At 69.6% G+C, this 19,076-nt stretch carries 18 protein-coding genes; 6 read left to right on the top strand and 12 right to left on the bottom strand.

The genetic code is table 11. The features are described from left to right. A partial coding sequence (locus tag VKT83_19320) for an FAD-binding oxidoreductase (protein ID HLY24624.1) occupies positions 1-1,148 on the bottom strand: 1,148 nt, incomplete at its 3' end. Between the two features lie 130 nt (positions 1,149-1,278). On the opposite strand from VKT83_19320, the gene VKT83_19315 reads away from it, so the two are divergent. The 4 genes from VKT83_19315 to VKT83_19300 are packed head-to-tail and all read left to right on the top strand — an operon-like array spanning position 1,279 to position 5,285. After that, complete coding sequence (locus VKT83_19315) at positions 1,279-2,676, top strand: extracellular solute-binding protein (protein HLY24623.1); 1,398 nt, start codon at positions 1,279-1,281, stop codon at positions 2,674-2,676. A gap of 36 nt (positions 2,677-2,712) precedes the next feature. Continuing rightward, positions 2,713-3,621 (top strand): sugar ABC transporter permease, encoded by a 909-nt coding sequence (locus VKT83_19310; protein ID HLY24622.1) that lies wholly within the window; start codon positions 2,713-2,715, stop codon positions 3,619-3,621. Next, positions 3,621-4,466: a carbohydrate ABC transporter permease gene (locus VKT83_19305; protein HLY24621.1), complete on the top strand. Its 846-nt coding sequence runs from the start codon at positions 3,621-3,623 to the stop codon at positions 4,464-4,466. Before VKT83_19310 ends, VKT83_19305 begins: the two co-directional genes overlap by 1 nt. Positions 4,467-4,493: 27 nt before the next feature. Continuing rightward, positions 4,494-5,285 carry an SDR family oxidoreductase gene (locus VKT83_19300; protein HLY24620.1) on the top strand — a complete coding sequence of 264 codons (792 nt, stop codon included), beginning with the start codon at positions 4,494-4,496 and terminating at the stop codon, positions 5,283-5,285. A 28-nt stretch (positions 5,286-5,313) separates the two neighbouring features. On the opposite strand, the gene VKT83_19295 is transcribed toward VKT83_19300, so the two are convergent. Continuing rightward, the gene (locus VKT83_19295; protein ID HLY24619.1) at positions 5,314-6,456 is read right to left on the bottom strand and encodes a citrate synthase; all 1,143 of its coding nucleotides are present in this window, start codon (positions 6,454-6,456) and stop codon (positions 5,314-5,316) included. Positions 6,457-6,610: 154 nt separating this feature from the next. On the opposite strand from VKT83_19295, the gene VKT83_19290 reads away from it, so the two are divergent. Continuing rightward, on the top strand, positions 6,611-8,278 hold the full coding sequence (locus VKT83_19290; protein ID HLY24618.1) for an ABC transporter substrate-binding protein: 1,668 nt from the start codon (positions 6,611-6,613) through the stop codon (positions 8,276-8,278). A 57-nt stretch (positions 8,279-8,335) separates the two neighbouring features. Continuing rightward, on the top strand, positions 8,336-8,587 hold the full coding sequence (locus tag VKT83_19285; protein ID HLY24617.1) for a hypothetical protein: 252 nt from the start codon (positions 8,336-8,338) through the stop codon (positions 8,585-8,587). Positions 8,588-8,597: 10 nt separating this feature from the next. On the opposite strand, the gene trpA is transcribed toward VKT83_19285, so the two are convergent. The 10 genes from trpA to aroF are packed head-to-tail and all read right to left on the bottom strand — an operon-like array spanning position 8,598 to position 18,551. After that, on the bottom strand, positions 8,598-9,473 hold the full coding sequence (gene trpA, locus VKT83_19280) for a tryptophan synthase subunit alpha (protein ID HLY24616.1): 876 nt from the start codon (positions 9,471-9,473) through the stop codon (positions 8,598-8,600). Then, positions 9,470-10,684 (bottom strand): tryptophan synthase subunit beta, encoded by a 1,215-nt coding sequence (trpB, locus tag VKT83_19275; protein ID HLY24615.1) that lies wholly within the window; start codon positions 10,682-10,684, stop codon positions 9,470-9,472. The genes trpA and trpB overlap by 4 nt, the downstream gene beginning before the upstream one ends. Then, positions 10,681-11,328, bottom strand: coding sequence for a phosphoribosylanthranilate isomerase (locus VKT83_19270; GenBank protein HLY24614.1), 648 nt, complete (start codon positions 11,326-11,328; stop codon positions 10,681-10,683). Before VKT83_19270 ends, trpB begins: the two co-directional genes overlap by 4 nt. 1 nt (position 11,329) lies before the next feature. Next, entirely contained in the window at positions 11,330-12,505 is a 1,176-nt protein-coding gene (gene trpS, locus VKT83_19265; GenBank protein HLY24613.1) for a tryptophan--tRNA ligase, read from the bottom strand. A gap of 12 nt (positions 12,506-12,517) precedes the next feature. Then, entirely contained in the window at positions 12,518-13,393 is an 876-nt protein-coding gene (trpC, locus tag VKT83_19260; GenBank protein ID HLY24612.1) for an indole-3-glycerol phosphate synthase TrpC, read from the bottom strand. A 4-nt stretch (positions 13,394-13,397) separates the two neighbouring features. After that, on the bottom strand, positions 13,398-14,417 hold the full coding sequence (gene trpD / locus VKT83_19255; GenBank protein ID HLY24611.1) for an anthranilate phosphoribosyltransferase: 1,020 nt from the start codon (positions 14,415-14,417) through the stop codon (positions 13,398-13,400). Positions 14,418-14,421: 4 nt separating this feature from the next. Beyond that, entirely contained in the window at positions 14,422-15,087 is a 666-nt protein-coding gene (locus VKT83_19250; protein HLY24610.1) for an aminodeoxychorismate/anthranilate synthase component II, read from the bottom strand. A gap of 21 nt (positions 15,088-15,108) precedes the next feature. Next, positions 15,109-16,623 carry an anthranilate synthase component I gene (gene trpE / locus VKT83_19245; GenBank protein ID HLY24609.1) on the bottom strand — a complete coding sequence of 505 codons (1,515 nt, stop codon included), beginning with the start codon at positions 16,621-16,623 and terminating at the stop codon, positions 15,109-15,111. Beyond that, on the bottom strand, positions 16,620-17,519 hold the full coding sequence (locus tag VKT83_19240; protein HLY24608.1) for a prephenate dehydrogenase/arogenate dehydrogenase family protein: 900 nt from the start codon (positions 17,517-17,519) through the stop codon (positions 16,620-16,622). The genes trpE and VKT83_19240 overlap by 4 nt, the downstream gene beginning before the upstream one ends. Positions 17,520-17,528: 9 nt before the next feature. Beyond that, complete coding sequence (gene aroF / locus VKT83_19235) at positions 17,529-18,551, bottom strand: 3-deoxy-7-phosphoheptulonate synthase (GenBank protein HLY24607.1); 1,023 nt, start codon at positions 18,549-18,551, stop codon at positions 17,529-17,531. Positions 18,552-19,076: the final 525 nt, after the last annotated feature.

The raw sequence follows: 19,076 nt of genomic DNA, 5'->3' as shown, positions 1-19,076 counted from the left end.
TCGTTTTCGCCGATCAGCAGGTCGCCTTCTTTGAAGCGCGTGGCGCGGAACGGCCGCAGCGGCACAGTCCGCGGAGCGCCGTCGGTCATCCACTCCGAGAGCGCGGCGCCGAGCGCCGGCGCGGTCTTGAAGCCGGACCCGTTGTCCCCGGTGCAGATCCAAAGCCCCTCGATCTCCGGATGGCGGTCGATGATCTGCTTGCCGTCCGGCGTGATCGTGATCGCCCCGGCCCACCCGCCGCGCATCGGCGCGCCCGCGATCGCGGGCATCCGCTTCATGAGGCGCTCCTTGGCCCGCACGACGTAGTCGCCGTCCACGCCCTCGTCGAGCGTATCGGGATCCGGCAGATCCTGACGGGTGGAGATCCCGACGAGCGTGCTGAGAAACCCGGCCCCCTCCGGACGCAGCCACAGATCGTTCGCCCCGTCGATGCAGATGGGGTGGACCGCCGCGTGCTCCGGGGGCCGGCGAAAGAGCGTGACCTGCGTGCGCACCGCGGTCAGCACGTCGGCCGCGCCGACCTTTCGTAGAAGTGGCAGCGCCCACGCGCCGCCGGCCACGACCACCGCCGGCGCCGCGACAACGCCGCCCGACGTCTCGACGCCTTCGACGCGACCCTTGGCGACGCGCAGCGCGTGCACCTGCGCGCCGAGCCGCACCTCCACGCCGAGGTCGGCGGCCCGGGCGGCGAAGCCGTGCGTCGTCGCGATGGGATCGGCCATGCCCGAATCGGGCTCATAGGCCGCGGCGGCGATGTCGTCGGTGCGCCACGACGGCACGATCGCACGAACGTCGTCCGGCCCGATCACGGCCGTGTTGACGCCGAGCCGGCGGAGCATCGCGACGTTGGCCCGGAGCTTGGCCTCGCTGGCCGGAGCGACAAACCGCAGCATGCCGGTGTTGACGAAGCCCGACTTCCCGGCGCCAACGATGTCGCTCCAGTGCTGGAAGTACGGAAGGCTCGCCACGGCGAGGCGGGCCTCGGGCTCGTTCGCGTAGTGCATGCGCACGAGCGCGCCGGACTTGCCGGTCGCGCCCGCGGCGAGAAACCGCCGCTCGCACAGCACGATGCGGCCGGCGCGGCGCTGGGCGAGGTGGAACGCGACGCTCGTGCCGACAACTCCCCCACCAACAACGACGACATCCACGTTCGGCGGCATAGTAGAGCGTGGTTCAGCCGGGTCCAGACGACTCCTGCAAAGGTGGCGGCGCGACCGCGCCAGAACCCCTGGGGAGCAGGGCTCTGCCAGCACGGATGATCCCAGGGAGGGATGGTCAATGACCGGCACGCGTACGGCACGGCGAAAGGGCGATCGACCGTTGAAGGCCGCCGCCGGCGCTTCGCGTCTGTCCCGGCGGACATTGTTGAAGACCGGCGCCGCCGCGCTGGGAGTCGGCGCGCTCGGCACGGCTCCGGGCCTGCTGCGCTGGGCTGGCGCCGCGCCCACGGTACTCAAGGGCACCTCGCTCACGACCCTGCAGGCGACGTACTTCATCCCGGCCGCCCAAGATCTGTTCAAGAAGCAGGTGCAGGAATGGGGCCAGGCCAACGGCGTCAACGCCAACGCGGACTTCCTCAACTGGCCCGATTTGCAGCCGAAAATCTCCGCCGCGATCCAGGCCGGCGGGTACGACATCGTCGAGTTGTGGCCGGGCTGGAACTACCTCTACGCGGACAGCCTCGTCGACGTCACAGAGATGGCGGACGCGTACGCACGGCGGGACGGCGGCCTCGAGGCGTTCGCGGCTACCGATGCGAAGGTCGGCCCGCGGTATCTCGGCATCCCTCACGGGGCATCGAACAGCGCGCTCAACTACCGCGTCAGCTGGCTGAGGGAAGCCGGAGCGAACGTGCCGGACCCCGCGGAGCAGGCCCGAACCGGGAAAATCCTCGACCTGACGTGGGATCAGTTCTTCGCCCTCGGCAAGAAGCTCAAAGCGGCGGGCCACCCGATCGGACAGGCGTTCGGCCACAGCCAGGGCGATCCGCCGAGCTGGGCGTACCCGTACATGTGGAGCCACGGGGCGATGGAGGTCGAGCGGGACGGCAAGACGGTTGCTTTCAACAAGCCAATGTTCGTGGATGCGATGAAAAAGCTCGTCTCGGCGTGGAAAGAGTCGTTCGACGAGACGGGACTGTCCTGGGACGACTCGAGCAACAACAAGGCGTTTCTCGCCGGGCAGATCGGGGCGACCCTCAACGGCTCGAGCATCTACGCCGCGGCGCTCAAGGATTACCCAGACATCGCCAAGGACATGAACCACACGCTGAACCCACGGGGGCCGACCGGCCGGTTCGCGTTCCTTGGAACGCGGACGCTTGCCATTCTCAAGAACTCGAAGAATATCGCCGGCGCGAAAGAGTTTCTCGCGTGGTGGTTCCAGGACAAGCAGTACGGTGACTGGCTGCATATCCAGGCCGGCTATAATCTGCCCGCGGTGAAGAAATGGGCGAAGGACCCGATGTGGGGCAAGGACCCGATCATGTACGCGTTCAGCAAGGAGCCCAGCATCGGCAGGGACCAAGGATGGGCGGGCCCGCCGAACTCGAAGTCGGGCCTAGCGTTTTCGAAGTACATCGTCATCGACACGTACGCCAAGGCGATCCAGTCGAACGACGCCGCCGGCGCGATCAAGTGGGGCGCGGACCAGCTGGAGGCGATCTACAGCAAATAGGTGCCGGACCTGAACACAACGGCCGTTCAACCGCACTTGCCGGCCGCGCCTCGCCGCGCGGCCGGCACGCGTGCGCTCCTGGAAAATGAGCGCACCCTCGGCCTCCTGCTCATGCTGCCGGGCATGCTGCTGCTCACCGTCTTCATGGCCTACCCGTTCTTCCTCGGCTTGTGGCTGTCGGTCACCGACAGCACGATCGGGCATGCCGGGCGGTTCATCGCGTTCCGCAACTTTACCGACCTGCTCGGCGACAGCATCTTCCGGCAGACGGCGCGAAACACGTTCATCTATGCCATGGTCACGGTCCCGTTCAAACTCGCACTCGGTCTCGGCCTCGCGCTGGTGCTGAACGCCGCGATCCCGTTTCGCAACGCGGTGCGGGCCGCCGTCCTCATGCCGTTCATCGTGCCGACGGCGCTGAGCAGTCTCGGATGGCTCATGATCTTCGATCCGATTTTCAGCCCCGTCTCCTGGCTGCTGCGGCACTGGGGCCTCATCGCCCGCAACATCAACTTCCTCGGCAGCCCGGTGCTGGCGATCGTCTCCGTGATGATCGCGAACATCTGGCGCGGCACGCCGTTCTTCGGGGTGACGATCCTCGCCGGGCTGCAGGCCGTGCCGGCGGAGCTGCATGACGCGGCCGCGATCGACGGGGCCGGCGCCTGGCACCGGTTCGTCCACGTGACGCTGCCGATCATCACGGGCGTGATGCTGATCAGCACGCTCTTCTCGATCATCATGACGTTCGCGGACTTCCAGCTCATCTACATCCTGACGAAGGGCGGCCCCGCGAACGAGACCCACATCTTCGGCACGTACGCCTACCAGATCGGCCTGAGCGCGACCGAGATCGGGCAGGGCGCCGCGATCGCGCTTTACATGTTCCCGATTCTCGCGGTCCTCGCGGTGCTGCTGCTGCGGTACCTGCGCCGGGACGTGGTCTAATGGTCGGCAGCCGGACGCTGGGGCGCCAGATCTTCACCGTGTACCTGCCGCTGGCGGCGTTTCTGGTCTTCCTGCTGGCGCCGTTCTACTGGATGGCGATCGTCTCGCTCAAGCCGCCGACCGATCTCTTCAATTTGAAGTTCAATCCGTTGTGGGCGCGCCACTTTACGTTCGCCAACTACACGTACCTCCTCCGGGACACCGCGTTCGGGACGTGGACGAAGAACACGCTCGTGATCTCGACCGCGGCGACCGTGCTGTCGCTCGTGTGCAGCGTCCTGATCGGCTACGCGCTGGCACGCCTCAGGTTCCCGGGCAGCGGCGTGATGGGGATGTCGATCTTCCTCGCCTATCTCGTGCCGCCGACGCTGCTGTTCCTGCCCCTCGCCCAGGTGGTGGGTTGGCTGCACCTGTACAACACGTATTGGGCGCTGATCCTCACCTATCCGACGTTTCTCATTCCGTTCGGCTCCTGGCTGTTGATGGGCTACTTCCGCACGATCCCGCGCGAGATCGAGGAATGCGCGCAGATCGACGGCAGCAGCCGGCTCGGCACGCTGATCCGGATCGTGCTCCCGCTGTCGCTGCCGGGCGTGCTTTCCGCGGCGATCTTCTCGTTCACGCTCTCCTGGAACGAGTTTCTCTACGCCCTCATCTTCATGTCGTCGGGCCCGCTGAAGACGATCCCCGTCGGGACCGTGAGCGACCTGATCCGCGCGGACGTCCTGTTTTGGGGGCCGCTCATGGCGGCGGCCGTCCTCGGGTCGGTGCCGATCGCCGTCATCTACACGTTCTTCGTCGAGCACTACGTGTCGGGCCTCACGACCGGGGCGGTGAAGGGCTGACGCGGCACGGACCGAAATAGCGACGCCATGGCGGAACCGCGTCATTGGGCGTTGATTCTCGGCGCGAGTAGCGGGTTCGGCGAGGCGACCGGACTCGAGCTGGCCCGCGCCGGCTACGACATCATCGGCGTCCATCTCGACCGCAAGACGACCATGCCGCACGTCGAGGACGTGATCGGCGGCATCCGCGCCGCCGGACGCACGGCCGTCTTCTTCAACGTCAACGCCGCGGACCCCGAGCGGCGCGTCGAGGTGCTGGCGCGCGCGCGGGAGGAAGCCGGCAAGGACGGCACGGTCGGCGTGCTCCTGCACTCGCTCGCGTTCGGGAACCTCCGCCCCTACGTCGCTGGGTCGGCCGAGGAGGCCATCACCCCGGCGCAGATGGACATGACGCTCTCCGTGATGGCGCACAGCCTCGTGTACTGGACGCAGGACCTCGTCTACTCGGGCCTGATGCGGCGGGGCGGGAAGATCTTCGCGATGACGAGCGCCGGGGCGATGCGCGTCCTGCCGAACTACGGCGCCGTCTCCGCGGCGAAGGCGGCGCTCGAGTCGCACATCCGGCAGCTGGCCATGGAACTTGCCCCGCGCGGCATCGCGATCAACGGCATCCGGGCCGGCGTCACCGACACGCCGGCGCTGCGGAAGATTCCGGGGAACCAGGCCATCGTGGACACCGCGCTGCGGCGCAACCCGTCCGGGCGGCTCACCACGACGCAGGACGTCGCGCGGGCGATCGCGGTGCTGTGCCGGCCGGGCACCGAGTGGATCACCGGCAACGTGATCGGCGTGGACGGCGGCGAAGAGGTGGTGGGGTAGCGCCGGGCACAGTCCGGCGCGGACCTTGCTACCGTTTGTCGATCGGCACGTAGGTCCGGTTGCGCGGCCCGACGTACTCCGCGCGCGGCCGGATGATGCGATTGTCGGCGAGCTGCTCGAGGACGTGCGCGGTCCAGCCGCTGATGCGGCTCACGGCGAAGACCGGCGTGAACAGCTCGAGCGGAAATCCGAGGTAATAGTAGCACGTGGCCGAGTAGAAATCGACGTTGGCGTAGATCTTCTTCTCCGACAGCATGAACTGCTCGAGCGCCCGCGACATCTCGAACCACTTCAGCTCGCCCTTCTGCCGGCCCAGCTCTTCGGACATCTTCCGGAGATGGGTTGCCCGCGGATCTTCGGTCTTGTAGACGCGGTGGCCGAAGCCCGGGATTTTGCGCTTCGCCACGATCATCTCCCGCGCCGTCGGAATCACCTTGGCGGGATCGCCGATGCTGAGCAGCAGGCGCATCACCGCCTCGTTGGCGCCGCCGTGCAGCGGACCCTTGAGCGTCCCGATCGCGGACGTGATCGCGGAGTGCATGTCCGCGAGCGTCGCCGCGGTGACGCGCGCGGCGAACGTGCTGGCGTTGAGCTCGTGGTCGGCGTGGAGGATCAGGGCGGTGTCGACGGTCTTGACCGCGGTCGCGTCGGGGGTGCGGCCCCACAGCATGTACAGGAAGTTCGCGGCGTGGCTCAGCGACGGATCGGGCGCCACCGGATCCTTGCCCTCGCGGAGCCGACCGATCGCCGCCACGATCGTCGCGGTCTGCGCGGTGAGGCGCACCGACTTGCGGAGGTTCGCCGCCTGCCCGTTGTCGCGGGACTCCGGGTCGTAGATGCCGAGGGCGGACGTCGCCGTCCGCAGTGCATCCATCGGCAGCACGTCGCGCGGAAACCCCCGCAGGACGTTCAACACCGGCGCCGGCAGCGTCCGCGCCGCGACGAGGTCCTTGTTCAGGGCGTCGAGCTGCGCGCGCGTGGGGAGGTCGCCGTGCCACAGGAGGTACGCGACCTCTTCGAAGGCGGCGTGCGCGACCAGGTCGTGGATATCGTAGCCCTGGTAGATCAGCCGGCCTTCGACGCCATCGACGAAGCAGATGCGGCTTTCCGCGGCGACGATCCCTTCGAGCCCTTCAGCGACCTGTGCAGGGGTGCCGGGTGAGGATTGCATGCCATCACCGTAATGGGCGGGGGCAGAAGCTGTCAATCGGCGCGGCCGGACGGCGCTTCCGGAAGGACTCAGCGGAGCTCTGCAAAAGAAGCCAGCGCCGACGACCCGAACGTGCATGACTGCGGCCTCATGATCAATCCCGAGGAGGATGAGGATGCGGATGCGGTGGCACAGTCAGCAGGACCGGCGCACCCGACGGCGCGCGGCCGTACTCGCGGCGCTGCTTGCCCTTGCGGCGGCCGGGGCCGGCGTGAATGTGGGGCCGGACGGCCTCAGATCCGCCGGCTGGTCCGCCAGCGCCGCGCCGGTGCGCGGGGGGACGCTCGTCGTGGGCCTCGACTCCCAGCCGGTGACCCTCGACCCGCACGCGTCGGGCGCCGCGATCAGCTACCTCATCGCCGGCCTCCAGACGACGGAGAGCCTCGTCTATCAGCAGCCCGACGGACGGCTCGTCCCGTGGCTCGCGGAGAGCTACACCGTCTCGCCGGACGGCAAGACGTTCACGTTCGTGCTGCGCAACGACGTCACGTTCACCGACGGCGCGCCGCTGAACGCGGAGGCCGTGAAGTGGAATCTCGACCGCATCGTCAACCCGGCGTTCAAAGCCGGCGGCGCGCTGAACGCGCTGGTCGGCTACACCGGGACCACGGTCGTGAACGACCGGACGGCGCGAGTCACGTTCAAGGAACCGTACGCGCCGTTTCTGGCATACGCGGCCGTCGGCGTGCTGGCGATGCTCTCGCCCAAGACGACGCCGGGACAGGGCGCGGACGTGGCCAAGCGCCCGGTGGGGACCGGCCCGTTCACGGTCTCCGAATACGTCGCGCAGGATCACATCACACTCGTGCGCAACGCGGCATTTAACCGCCGCGAGCCGTGGAGCGACCACCAGGGACCGCCGTACCTGGACCGGATCGTCTGGCGGAACATCCCTGAGAGCAACAGCCGCAACGTCACCGTCGAGACCGGCGAGACGCAGATGATCTACCTGTACTCCTCGCCCGGATCGGCGCTCGCGCAGCTGCAGCGGAACAAGGCGCTGCGCATCGAGACGCGGCCGTTTCCGGGATCCTCGTACTTCTGGTGGGTGAACGTCAAGCTCCCGCCCACCGACAACGTGCAGGTCCGCCGGGCGCTCAGTTACGCGGTCAACCGCGCGGCCATCGTGGGGTCGGTCTACAAGGGGCTCGACGAAGTGGGCTGCGGGCTGCTCAGCCGGTCGATGCTTAACGATCCCGACGCCTGCTCGTACTATCCGCACAATCCCGTCAAGGCGGCGCAGCTGCTGGACGAGGCCGGCTGGAAGATGGGGCCCAACAACACCCGCGTGAAGGACGGCCGGCCGCTGAGCCTGGTCATCAATTCGCTCAATTACGGCGGCGGCAACTTCCCCGAGGTCGAGCTCGTCCAGGGACAATTCTTGGATTTGGGCATCGACGCGCGGATCAAGAGCTCGGCCGGGCCGGCCTGGATCGAGGACAACTTCCGCTGCGCGACCAACATGGGCTCGATCTTTCTCCGCACGAACGAGCCCGACGCCCTCTACGCCCTCTTCGACTCGGCCACCATCGGCAGCAACTTCAACTGGTCGTGCTATTCGAACCGCGAGGTGGACGCGCTCCTCGAGCAGGGCCGGGCGGCGCTCGATCCGGCGAAGCGTCGGGCGATCTACCTCAAGATCCAGCACATGCTGCTCGACCAGGCCGTGGCGATTCCGATGATGGACAAGCTCTCGGTATGGGCGATCCGCGACAACGTGAAGAACGTCAAGTACAACTACTCGAGCTATCCGGCGTTGAGCGACACGTACATTCAGAAGTAGGGCCCCGCGGAGAGCTCGAACGGTCTCAGCTCCGACTGTCGGGCCGCTCGGCGCCTGATGCTCTTGGTCCCCGGCGTCGGCGCGGTCGTCGGCCTCGCGGTGTTTCTCGCCGTGATCGTCCTCGGGGCCGCGGAGGACCCGGCGGGACCGCCGCCCCCGGATCGGCACGGACGTCCCGAGCCGCCGCACCATGAGGGGCCGCCCAGGTTTCCGCGCCGGCACCTTAGCCCGACGGTGCGGTTCGTCGTAGACCACGCACCGTGCGACGTCCTCCTGCTGTATGCTGGAAAACTTCGGACGGCCACGTGACGGAGATAGGTCAGGCGTCCGCGATGGCCGCGGCCAGGTCGCGGACGAACGCCCCAGCCCGGGCGACGTCGCGGGGCGTGTCTTCGATCATCTGCACCAGCGCGCTGCCGACAATCACCCCGTCGGCGACCTTCGCAACCTCGCGGGCCTGCGCCGGACGGCTGATGCCGAAGCCGACGCAGATCGGTGAGGGGGTCTCGGCGCGGATGCGGCGGACCAGTTCGGGAAGACCTTCGGGCAGCGCGTCCTGCACGCCGGTGACGCCGGTCCGCGAGACACAGTAGACGAACCCGGTCGAGGACGCCGCCACGGCGCGGATCCGTTCCGGCGTGCTCGTCGGCGCCGCCATGAACACCGTCGCCAGTCCGCTCCGCCGCGCCTCGCCGGTGAGATCCCCGGCCGCGTCCGGCGGGAGGTCCGCGGCGATGAGTCCGTCGAGGCCCGCGGAGGCCGCATCCCGCGCAAACTTGCCGGGCCCGTACCGGAGGATGAGATTGTAGTAGGTCATGACAAGCAGCGGCACCTGCGTGCGCGTCCGCAGCCTGGCCACAAGGTCGAGCGCCGCCCGGATCCCCATCCCCTGCGCCATCGCGCGGAGTCCGGCGCGCTGGTTGATCGGGCCGTCCGCGATCGGGTCGCTGAACGGCACGCCCAGTTCGACCGCGCTTGCCCCCGAGTCCACGAGTGTTTCGACCAGCCGCTCTGTCGTCGAAACATCGGGATCGCCGGCCATGATATAGGGGATCAAGGCGCAGCGACGTTCGGCACGCAGCGCGGCGAAGGCGCGGACGAGACGGTTGGCCCCGAGCGGCCCGGCGGCCGCCGGGTCGGGTGCGACCGCGCCTCCGGTGAGACCGGCGGCAGCGTCACCGCGGGCGGCGGTCACCCGCGGAGTTCCTCGCCCATCGCCTTCGCGACCGTATCGACGTCCTTGTCCCCGCGCCCGCTCAGGCACACGAGAATGGTCTTATCGCGGCCCAGCTGCGGCGCCAGCGTCTTGAGGTACGCGATCGCGTGGGACGACTCGAGCGCCGGAATGATCCCCTCCATGCGGCACAGCATATGGAAGCCCTCGAGCGCCTCCTTGTCCGTGACCGCGACGTACCGCGCGCGCCCGGTGTCCTTGAAGTACGAGTGCTCCGGACCGACGCCGGGATAGTCGAGCCCGGCGGAGATCGAGTGGGTCGGCAGCACCTGGCCCTGCGCGTCCTGGATCACATAGCTCATCGCCCCGTGCAGCACGCCGGGGGCACCGGCGACAAGGGTGGCGGCGTGCCGGCCCGAGGCAACGCCCTCCCCGGCCGCCTCGACGCCGATGAGCGCCACGCCGGCATCGTCTTTGAATGGATGAAACGTGCCCATGGAATTGCTGCCGCCCCCGACGCAGGCGACGACCGCGTCGGGCAGCCGCCCCTCGACCGACATCATCTGCAGCCGGGCCTCGCGGCCGATCACCGACTGCAGATCGCGCACCAGCATCGGATACGGATGCGGGCCGACGACCGAACCGATGACGTAGTGCGTGGTCGCAACGTTGGTCACCCAGTCGCGGAGCGCCTCGTTGATCGCGTCTTTCAGGGTGCGGCTGCCGTTGTCGACCGGGATGACCCGCGTGCCGAGGAGGCGCATGCGGAAGACGTTGAGGGCCTGGCGCTCCATGTCTTCGGTACCCATGTAGACCTCGCACGGCAGCCCGAACGACGCGGCCGCGGTGGCCGTCGCCACGCCGTGCTGGCCCGCCCCCGTCTCGGCGATGATGCGCCGCTTGCCCATGCGGTGCGCCAGCAGCACCTGCCCGATCGCGTTGTTGATCTTGTGCGCGCCGGTATGCAGGAGGTCTTCGCGCTTGAGGTAGATCCGCGCGCCGCCCATCGTCTCGGTCAGCCGCCGGGCGAAGTACAGCGGCGTCGGACGGCCGCAGAAGGTCGGCAGCAGCCGGTCCATCTCCGCGGCGTAGGCGGGATCGCGCTGCGCCGCCGCGTAGGCGGCCTCCAGCTCCTCAAGCGCCGGCACGAGCGTCTCCGGCACGAACCGGCCGCCGTAGTCGCCGAACCAGCCCGTGGCGGTTCGCGCTTCTGCCTGCGCCGGTGCCGTCATCGCCGTACCTCCCCCATCTCGTGCTCGGAGTTCCAGGCCTGCACGCGCGCGATGAACGCGCGGATCTTGGCCGGATCCTTCTCGCCGTCCGTCTCGACGCCGGACGCGACGTCGACCGCGTAGGGCCGCGCCCGACGAATCGCGTCCTCGACGTTGTCCGGGGTCAGGCCGCCCGAGAGGATGATCGGCCCCGCGTCGCGGGCGCGCTCGGCGAGGCTCCAATCGAAGGTCCGTCCCGTGCCGCCGGGCGCCGTGGCACCGGGCACGTGCGCGTCGAGCAGAAACCCCGCGACGCGGTAGCGCGCCAGTCCGGCGAGGCTCTCTGGGCCGCGAACCCGGATGCCCTTGATCACCGGCAGGTCGAAGCCGGCGCACATCTCGGGCGCCTCTACGCCGTGCAGCTGCAGCGCGTCGAGGCCAACCCGATCGGCGATCTCGCGGACCCTGTCCGGATCCTCGTCGACGAACACGCCGACCTTGCAGACGAACGGAGGCAGGGCCCGCGCGATCTGGCGCGCCACCTCGGGCGCCACGTACCTCCGGCCCGGCCGCCAGAAGTTCAGGCCGATCGCGTCCGCGCCGGCCTCCGCCGCGGCGAGCGCGTCGGGAAGACGGCGGATACCGCAGATCTTGACGCGGACCACCTCACTCATCCTCGCCCGTTCCCCCGTCGGGGGCTAGCCCGCTTGAATTACATGGTTGCGGGCCGCGTGTCGGCCCGCGGGCTGCACGGGCGTCGCCGGCGCGAGAGGCCGCCGCACCACTCGGAGCCGCCGCGCCCGCGCCGTCGCGCGCCTCGCGGAAGTAGTCCATCCCCATCCGCTCGAGCGCGAGCGTGAGCGTCGCCTGCGCCTCGCGGCGCGCCACGCGGCTGCCCTCGATGGCGATCTCGCGCACGCGATCCGGCTGCGCCGCCCACTTCGCCCGGCGCTCCCGGATCGGCTCGAGGAACTCGTTGATCGCGCGGACGAGACGCTTCTTGACCTCGACGTCGCCCACGGTGCCCTTGCGGTAGCGCTCCTTGAGCTCCTCGACCTCGGCCTTGTCCTTGTTGAACGCGTCGTGGTAGATGAACACGGGGTTGCCCTCGACGTGCCCCGGGTCGGTCGGATGGATGCGGGTGGGGTCCGTGTACATGCTCATGACCTTGCGCCGCACCGTCTCGGCGTCGTCCGCCAGATCGATCGTGTTGCCGATCGACTTGCTCATCTTGGCCTGCCCGTCCGTGCCGACCAGCGTCCCGACCCGTCCGATGATCGTCTCCGGCTCCGGAAAGACCGGACCGTACAGCTCGTTGAATCGCCGCGCGATCTCACGCGTGACCTCGAGGTGGCTCGACTGATCCTTGCCGACCGGCACCGCGTCGGCGCGGACCATCAGGATGTCCGCGGCCTGCAGCACCGGATACGTCAGCAGGCCGGCGGTCGCCGTCTCGATCTGCTGGTCGCGCATGACCTCCTTCAGCGTCGGCACGCGCTGGAGGCGCGGGACCGTCGTCAGCATCGAGAAAATGAGATGCAGCACCGCGACCTCCGGCACGAACGACTGCACGTAGATCGTACTCCGCTCCGGGTCGATCCCGATGCTGAGATAGTCGAGCAGGAGGTCCTGAATGTGCCCGCCGATCTCCCGGGCCCGCTCTGCGCCGGTCGTCAGCACGTGGTAGTCGGCGACGATGAAAAAGCACTCGTATTCGTCCTGGAGCCGCAGCCGGTTCTCGAGCGAGCCGACGTAGTGGCCGAGATGCATCCGGCCGGTCGGCCGGTCGCCCGTGAGGATGCGTCGCCGGACGAATGTCTGTGCCCTCTGCGTCTCTGCCATGGCGCCTCCTCGCTACGCTCCGCGCCGTTCGCTCCGTGCCGGGTGCGCGGGAACTCCCAACAACTCACGAACGCGCGCGCCGGGGTCGGGGGACCGCATCAGCGCCGTGCCCACCAGCACCGCGTGGACGCCGAGCCTGTCCATCTCCTCGACGTCCTGCCGTTCCTCGATGCCGCTCTCGGCCACGACGGTCACGCCGGCCGGCACGAGGGGCCGCAGGCGCCGGGTGACCTCAAGCGAGGTCTCGAGCGTGTCCAGATTGCGGTTGTTGAGGCCGAGGAGCGCGGCGCGGACCGCGAGCGCCGCGGCCACCTCCGCCTCGGTGTGCGCCTCGATGAGCGCCGCCATGCCGAGGTCCGCGGCGAGCGATGCGAGGTCGGCCAGCACACCGCGGTCCAGCACCGCGACGATCAACAGTACGGCGTCGGCGCCGATCGCGCGCGCCTCGTAGACCTGATAGGGATCGACCGTGAAGTCCTTCCGTAAGACCGGCACGTCGACCGCCGCCCGCACGCGGGTCAGGTGGTCGTCGGCGCCCGCAAAGAACCGCGCGTCGGTCAGCACGGAGACCGCCGCAGCCCCCGCCGCCGCGTACGTCCGGGCGATCGCGACGGGATCGAACTCGGCGCGGATCGTGCCGGCGGACGGCGACGATCCTTTGACCTCCGCGATCAGCCGGACCCCCGCGGCCCCTCCGTCCGGCCCGCGGAGCGCCGGCGGACCGCCTAACGGCGGACTCGCCGGCCACGATGAAATCAAAACCTGATGGAACGGCCGCGCAGGCGGGGCGTCGGCGGCCCGCCTGCGCATCTCCGCGAGCGGCGTCTGCCGCGTGCGGCCGGCCAGTTCCTCGCGCTTGTGCGCGACGATTCGATCGAGCACGCCCATCCGCCTACCCGAACTTCGTCCTGAGGCGCAGCGCCTCGAGCCGCTCGTAGGCCTGCCCCGAGTCGATGCTCTGGGAAGCGCGCGCCATGCCGTCCGCGATGTCCTCCGCGACGCCGGCCGCGACCAGCGCGACGCCGGCGTTGAGGATCACGATGTCGCGCCGCGGCCCGCGCTCGTCACCGTTCAAAATCGCGAGCGCGATCGCCGCGTTTTCTTGGGGGGAGCCGCCGCGCAGGTCCTCGAGCGCGGCGCGCTTGAGCCCGAACTGTTCGGGCGTGATCGTGGAGGTCCGCACCGTCCCGCCCTCGACCTCGGTCATCTGGGTCGGCGCGCACAGCGAGATCTCGTCCATGCCGTCGAGACCGTGCACGACGAACGCGCGGTCGGCGCCCAGTTGGGCGAGCACCCGGCCCATCAACTCGGTGTGCGCCGGGCTCGGCACGCCCTGCAGATAGCGCCGGGCGCCCGCGGGGTTGGTCAACGGGCCGAGGATGTTGAAGACGGTGCGGATGCCGATCTCGCGGCGCGGCGGCATGGCGTGCTTGAACGCGGGGTGAAACCGCGGCGCAAACAGGAAGCCGAACCCGACCTCCTCGACGCAGGCCTGCACGACCTCGGGCGGGGCTTCGAGGTTGATCCCGAGCGCCTCGAGCACGTCGGCGGCGCCGCTCTTGCTGCTCGCGGCGCGGTTGCCGTGCTTGGCCACGTGGCCGCCGGCGCCGGCGATCACGAACGCGGACGTCGTCGAGATGTTGAACGTGTTGAGGCGGTCGCCGCCGGTGCCGACGATGTCCACCAGATGGTCGGCCCGCGGCGCGATGGTCACGGCGTGTTCCCGGATCGCGCGGGCGAACCCCGTGATCTCTTCGACCGTCTCGCCGCGCATCGCGAGCCCGGTGATAAACGCGGCGATCTGGGCGGGGGTGGCCTCGCCGTCCATGATGAGGCCCATCGCGGCGTGCGCTTCTGCCTCGGTCAGCGATTCGCGGGCGGCGACTTTCGCGATCGCGGGACGCAGGGGCATGGACCTACCCCCGGCCGGCGACGGCGGCTTCGGCGGGCGCCGCCCTGCCGGACGCGGCGGGCGCCGGCGGCAGCGTCCCCGCGAGCCCCGGCGGGGTCTGGCCGCGGGCGATGGCCAGGAAGTTGCGGAGAATCGCGTGGCCGTACTCGGTCAGCACCGACTCCGGGTGGAACTGCACGCCTTCGACGATCGCCGTGCGGTGCCGCACGCCCATGATGACGCCGTCGTCGGTGCGCGCGGAGACCTCGAGCGAATCGGGCAGCCGCTCGGGATCGATGACGAGCGAATGGTACCGCGTGCCGGTGATCGGCGCCGGCACGCCGGTGAAGATCGTGCGCCCGTCGTGGTAGATGCGCGCCGTCTTGCCGTGCACCGGCGCCCGGCCGCGCACGACGACCCCGCCGCAGGCCGCCCCGATGCACTGGTGTCCGAGGCAGACGCCGAGGATCGGCACCCGCCCGGCGAGTGATGCGATCAGCGGCGCGCTCACGCCGGCCTCCGCGGGGGTGCACGGCCCGGGCGAGACCACGATCGCCTCGGGGGCGAGGGCCGCGATCTCGTCTACTGTCACCGCGTCGTTGCGGCGGACGTCGAGCGTCTCGCCGAGCTCCCCGAGGTACTGCACGAGGTTGTACGTGAACGAGTCATAGTTGTCGATGACCAGAATCATCGCCGTCTCCCGTCTGCCACCCTACAGCCCGCGCCGCGCCATCTCGATGGCGCGGATCAGCACTTTGGCCTTGTTCACCGTTTCGTCGTATTCCGCGGCCGGCTCCGAGTCGGCGACGATGCCGCCGCCGGCCTGGACGTAGGCCACACCGTTGCGCAGCGCCAGCGTGCGGATCGCGATGCACGTGTCCAGCGCCCCGCCGAACCCGGCGTACCCGACCGCCCCGGCGTAGGGCCCGCGCGTCGTCGGCTCCAGTTCGTCGAGGATCTCCATCGCGCGGACCTTCGGGGCGCCGCTGACGGTGCCGTGCGGAAACACCGCGCGCAGCACGTCGAACGCGTCGAGCCCCTCGCGGAGACGGCCCTCGACCAGGCTGACGATGTGCATGACGTGCGAGTAGCGTTCCACCGTCATGAGCTCCGGCACCCGCACCGTGCCGTAGCGGGCGACACGCCCGATGTCGTTGCGGGTCAGGTCGACCAGCATCACATGCTCGGCGCGCTCCTTCTCGCTGCCGAGCATCTCCTGCTCCAACTGCCGGTCCTCGGCCTCGTCGAGGCCGCGGCGCCGGGTGCCGGCGATCGGCCGCATCTGGATCCGATCGCCCTCGAGCCGCACGAACAGCTCCGGGGACGCCCCGACGAGCGTGGCGTCGTCGCCGCCGAGATAGAACATGAAGGGCGACGGGTTGATGGCGCGCACGGCGCGGTACGCCGCGAACGGGTCGAGTTCGCCCACGTCGGCCGCGAACCGCTGCGAGAACACGATCTGGAACGCGTCCCCGGCGTGGACGTACTCCCGGCACCGCTCGACGCCGGCGAGGTAGCGCTCGCGCGTCATGTTGGAGCGCAGACGGAGCGGCGGATAGGGGCCGGCGGCCGGCACCTCCGGCATCGGCGCGCGCAGCAACTCGATCCACTGCTCGATCCGCCGCTGCGCCTCATGGTAGGCCCGCTCGGCGCCGCCGTCGACGCAGGCGTTCGCCACGATGCGGATGCGGTGGCGGACGTGGTCGAAGACCACGACGGTGTCGGCGAGGGCGAGGTGCATGATCGGCAGGCCGTAATCGTCGGGAGGTTGGTGCGGCAGGCGTTCGATCGTGCGGATGAGATCGTATCCGAAATACCCTACCAGGCCCCCGTAAAATCGCGGGAGCGTGGGGTCGGCGACCGGACGGTATCGCGCCAGCACGTCGCGCGCCGCCTCAAGCGGATGCTGCTGGACGCGCCGGACGGTGCCGGCGGACCTGTCGCCGGCACCGATGTCGTCACCGCCGCCCTCGTGGATCTCCACGCGATCCCGGAACGCGCGCAGCACGAGCCGCGGGGAGGCGCCGAGGAACGAGTAGCGGGCGATCTTCTCGCTGCCCTCCGCGCTTTCTAGCAGAAACGGGTACGGCAGATGCCGGATCCGGAGGAACGCAGAGATCGGCGTGTCGAGGTCCGCCATGATCTCGCACGACACGGGCACGAGGTTGCCTTCCCGGGCCCGGCGGTCGAACTCGGTGACGGTCGGGGCGAGGGTCACGGCGCTCACGGCCGGTCGCTCCGCGACCCGGCCGCGCGGGGCACGGGGCACCCGGGCTCGCTCTGCGGCGACAGTTTGAGCCGCGCCGCGCGGGCCTCCTCGAGCAGCGCTTCGAGATCGGCGCCGTCCGCGAGCGCCCGCTCGAGCCGGTCCAGCCGGCCCCGAAAGGCGCGCAGCGCGTCGATGATCTCCCGCCGGTTGAGCCGGCAGATCTGCGCCCACATCGACACGGGGCTGCCCGCGACGCGCGTCGCGCCGAGGAACGACGGCCCCGCGGCGGCGGTCTCCGAGCCGGCCGCGCCCATCAGCGCCGCGGCCAGCAGATACGGCAGGTGGCTGACCCGGGCGACGGCCCGATCGTGGGCGTCGGGATCCACGATCATCGGCCGGGCGCCGAGCGAGCGCGCCAGCGCAGCGATGCGCTCCGCGGCCGCGCCATCGGTGCGCGGCGTCCGGGTAATCAGATACACCGAGCCTTCGAACAACTCGTCGGACGCGGCCTCGACGCCGCGCCCCTCGTTGCCGGCCATCGGGTGGCCGCCGACGAAGGCGACGCCCCGGCCGGTCTCGAGCGCCGATTCGATCTCCCGCACGATGCCGCCCTTGACGCTCGCCACGTCTGTGACGATGGCGCCGGCGGCGAGGTACGGCAGCACCTGCCGCGCCATCGGCACGACGAGCTCCGGCGGCGTCGCCAGCACCACGAGGTCGGCGCCGGCCACGCCGTCCACGGGATCGGTCGTGCCGCGGTCGATCGCGCCGCGCGCCCGGGCCGCGCCGATCGTCTCCGGCACGCGCGCGACGCCGATCACCTCACGCGCGAGGCGCCGCTTGCGCATGGCCATCCCGAGGGAGCCTCCGATGAGGCCCACGCCGATAATGGCCGCCCGGGCGAACGACGCCATCGTCGGCCGCTAGACCCGCCGCCCGACCGCGAGCGCGATGCCGTCGAGGTCCTGCATCAGCGTCGCGAAGGCGTCCAGGGTGAGCAGGTGCGGCCCATCGCAGAGTGCGTGGTCCGGCTCGGGGTGCACCTCCACCAGCAGGCCGTCGGCCCCGGCGGCCACGCCCGCACGGGCCATCGGAATGACGAGCCGCGACTTGCCCGGGCCGTGGCAGGGATCGACGATCACCGGAAGGTGACTCAGGCTCTTCAGGACCGGGACGGCGGTGATGTCGAGCGTGTAGCGCGTGTAGTTCTCGAAGGTGCGGATCCCGCGCTCGCACAGGACGACGTTGGGATTGTCCTCGGCCATGATGTACTCGGCCGCGAGCAGCAGCTCTTCGATCGTCGCGCTCGGCCCCCGCTTGAGGAGCACCGGGCGGCCGGAGCGGCCCGCCTCGCGGAGCAGCGGGTAGTTCTGCATGTTGCGGGCGCCGATCTGGATCATATCGGCGTACTCGAGCACGAGCTCGAGCTGATGGCTGTCCATGGCCTCCGTGACGAGCGGCATGCCGGTCTCCGCGCGCGCCTCGGCGAGGATCTTGAGGCCGTCCTCTTCGAGGCCCTGGAAGGAATACGGGGACGTGCGCGGCTTGAACGCGCCGCCGCGCAGGATCTGCGCGCCGGCGGATTTGACCGCGCGAGCCGTCTGCATCGTCTGCGCGCGCGTCTCGACCGTGCAGGGCCCGGCCATCACGACGACGCGGCTGCCGCCGATCGCCACGTCGCGGACCCAGACGATCGAGTCTTTGCCGCCGTGGAACTCGCGGTTGACGAGCTTGTACGGCTGCAGGATCCGGACGACGTTCTCGACGCCCGGCAGCGTCTCCAGGCTTTCGCGCAGGATCTCTTTCGTGTGGCTGTCTCCGATCACGCCGATGACCGTGCGCTCCACCCCCTCCATGATGTTCGTCCGGAGGCCGGCCTCTTCGATGTGCCGCGCCACCGAGTCGCGCTCGGCCCGAGTATGCCCCGGCTGCATCACCACAATCATCGCGCCCCGCCTCCTTGCCGATAAATACACAAGCCTCCCGTCCCTCGGGACGGGAGGCTCAAGGAACCCCCGCGGTACCACCCCACTTCCCCGGCTCAGGCCGGGGCTCTCGGCAGGACGGAGCCGCCCGCGTGCGGGCACGGCTCTATCCCGGCCTCCGGATTACGGTGGAGGGTACCGGCGGCGACTACTCAGCGGGCTCCGCCGCTTTTCGTGCCGCCCCTCACGGGTCCATTCGGTCCGGGCCTCCGTCCCGCGCTCTCACCACGTGCTGCGCGGGTCTCTCCGAGCGGATCACCCGGCCTACTCGCCCCGGTCATCAGGTTTGGTAACGCCTATCATAGCACGTATTACGCTCCGGGTGTCAATACGGGTCGCTTCGCCTGTAATAGCTCAATGATTCTGTCACCCCTTAATGGCTCAGTGATTCTGTCACCCTGGCACCATGACCAAGGGGAGAGTCACAATGAGCCGGAGGGAGCAACAACGAGCACGTGTCCTGGTGCAGGTCATCGAGGGCCGCGT

The organism is bacterium (genome assembly GCA_035308905.1).
Taxonomy (GTDB): Bacteria; Sysuimicrobiota; Sysuimicrobiia; order Sysuimicrobiales; family Segetimicrobiaceae; genus DASSJF01.
This window is presented reverse-complemented; position numbering and strand designations above follow the sequence as displayed.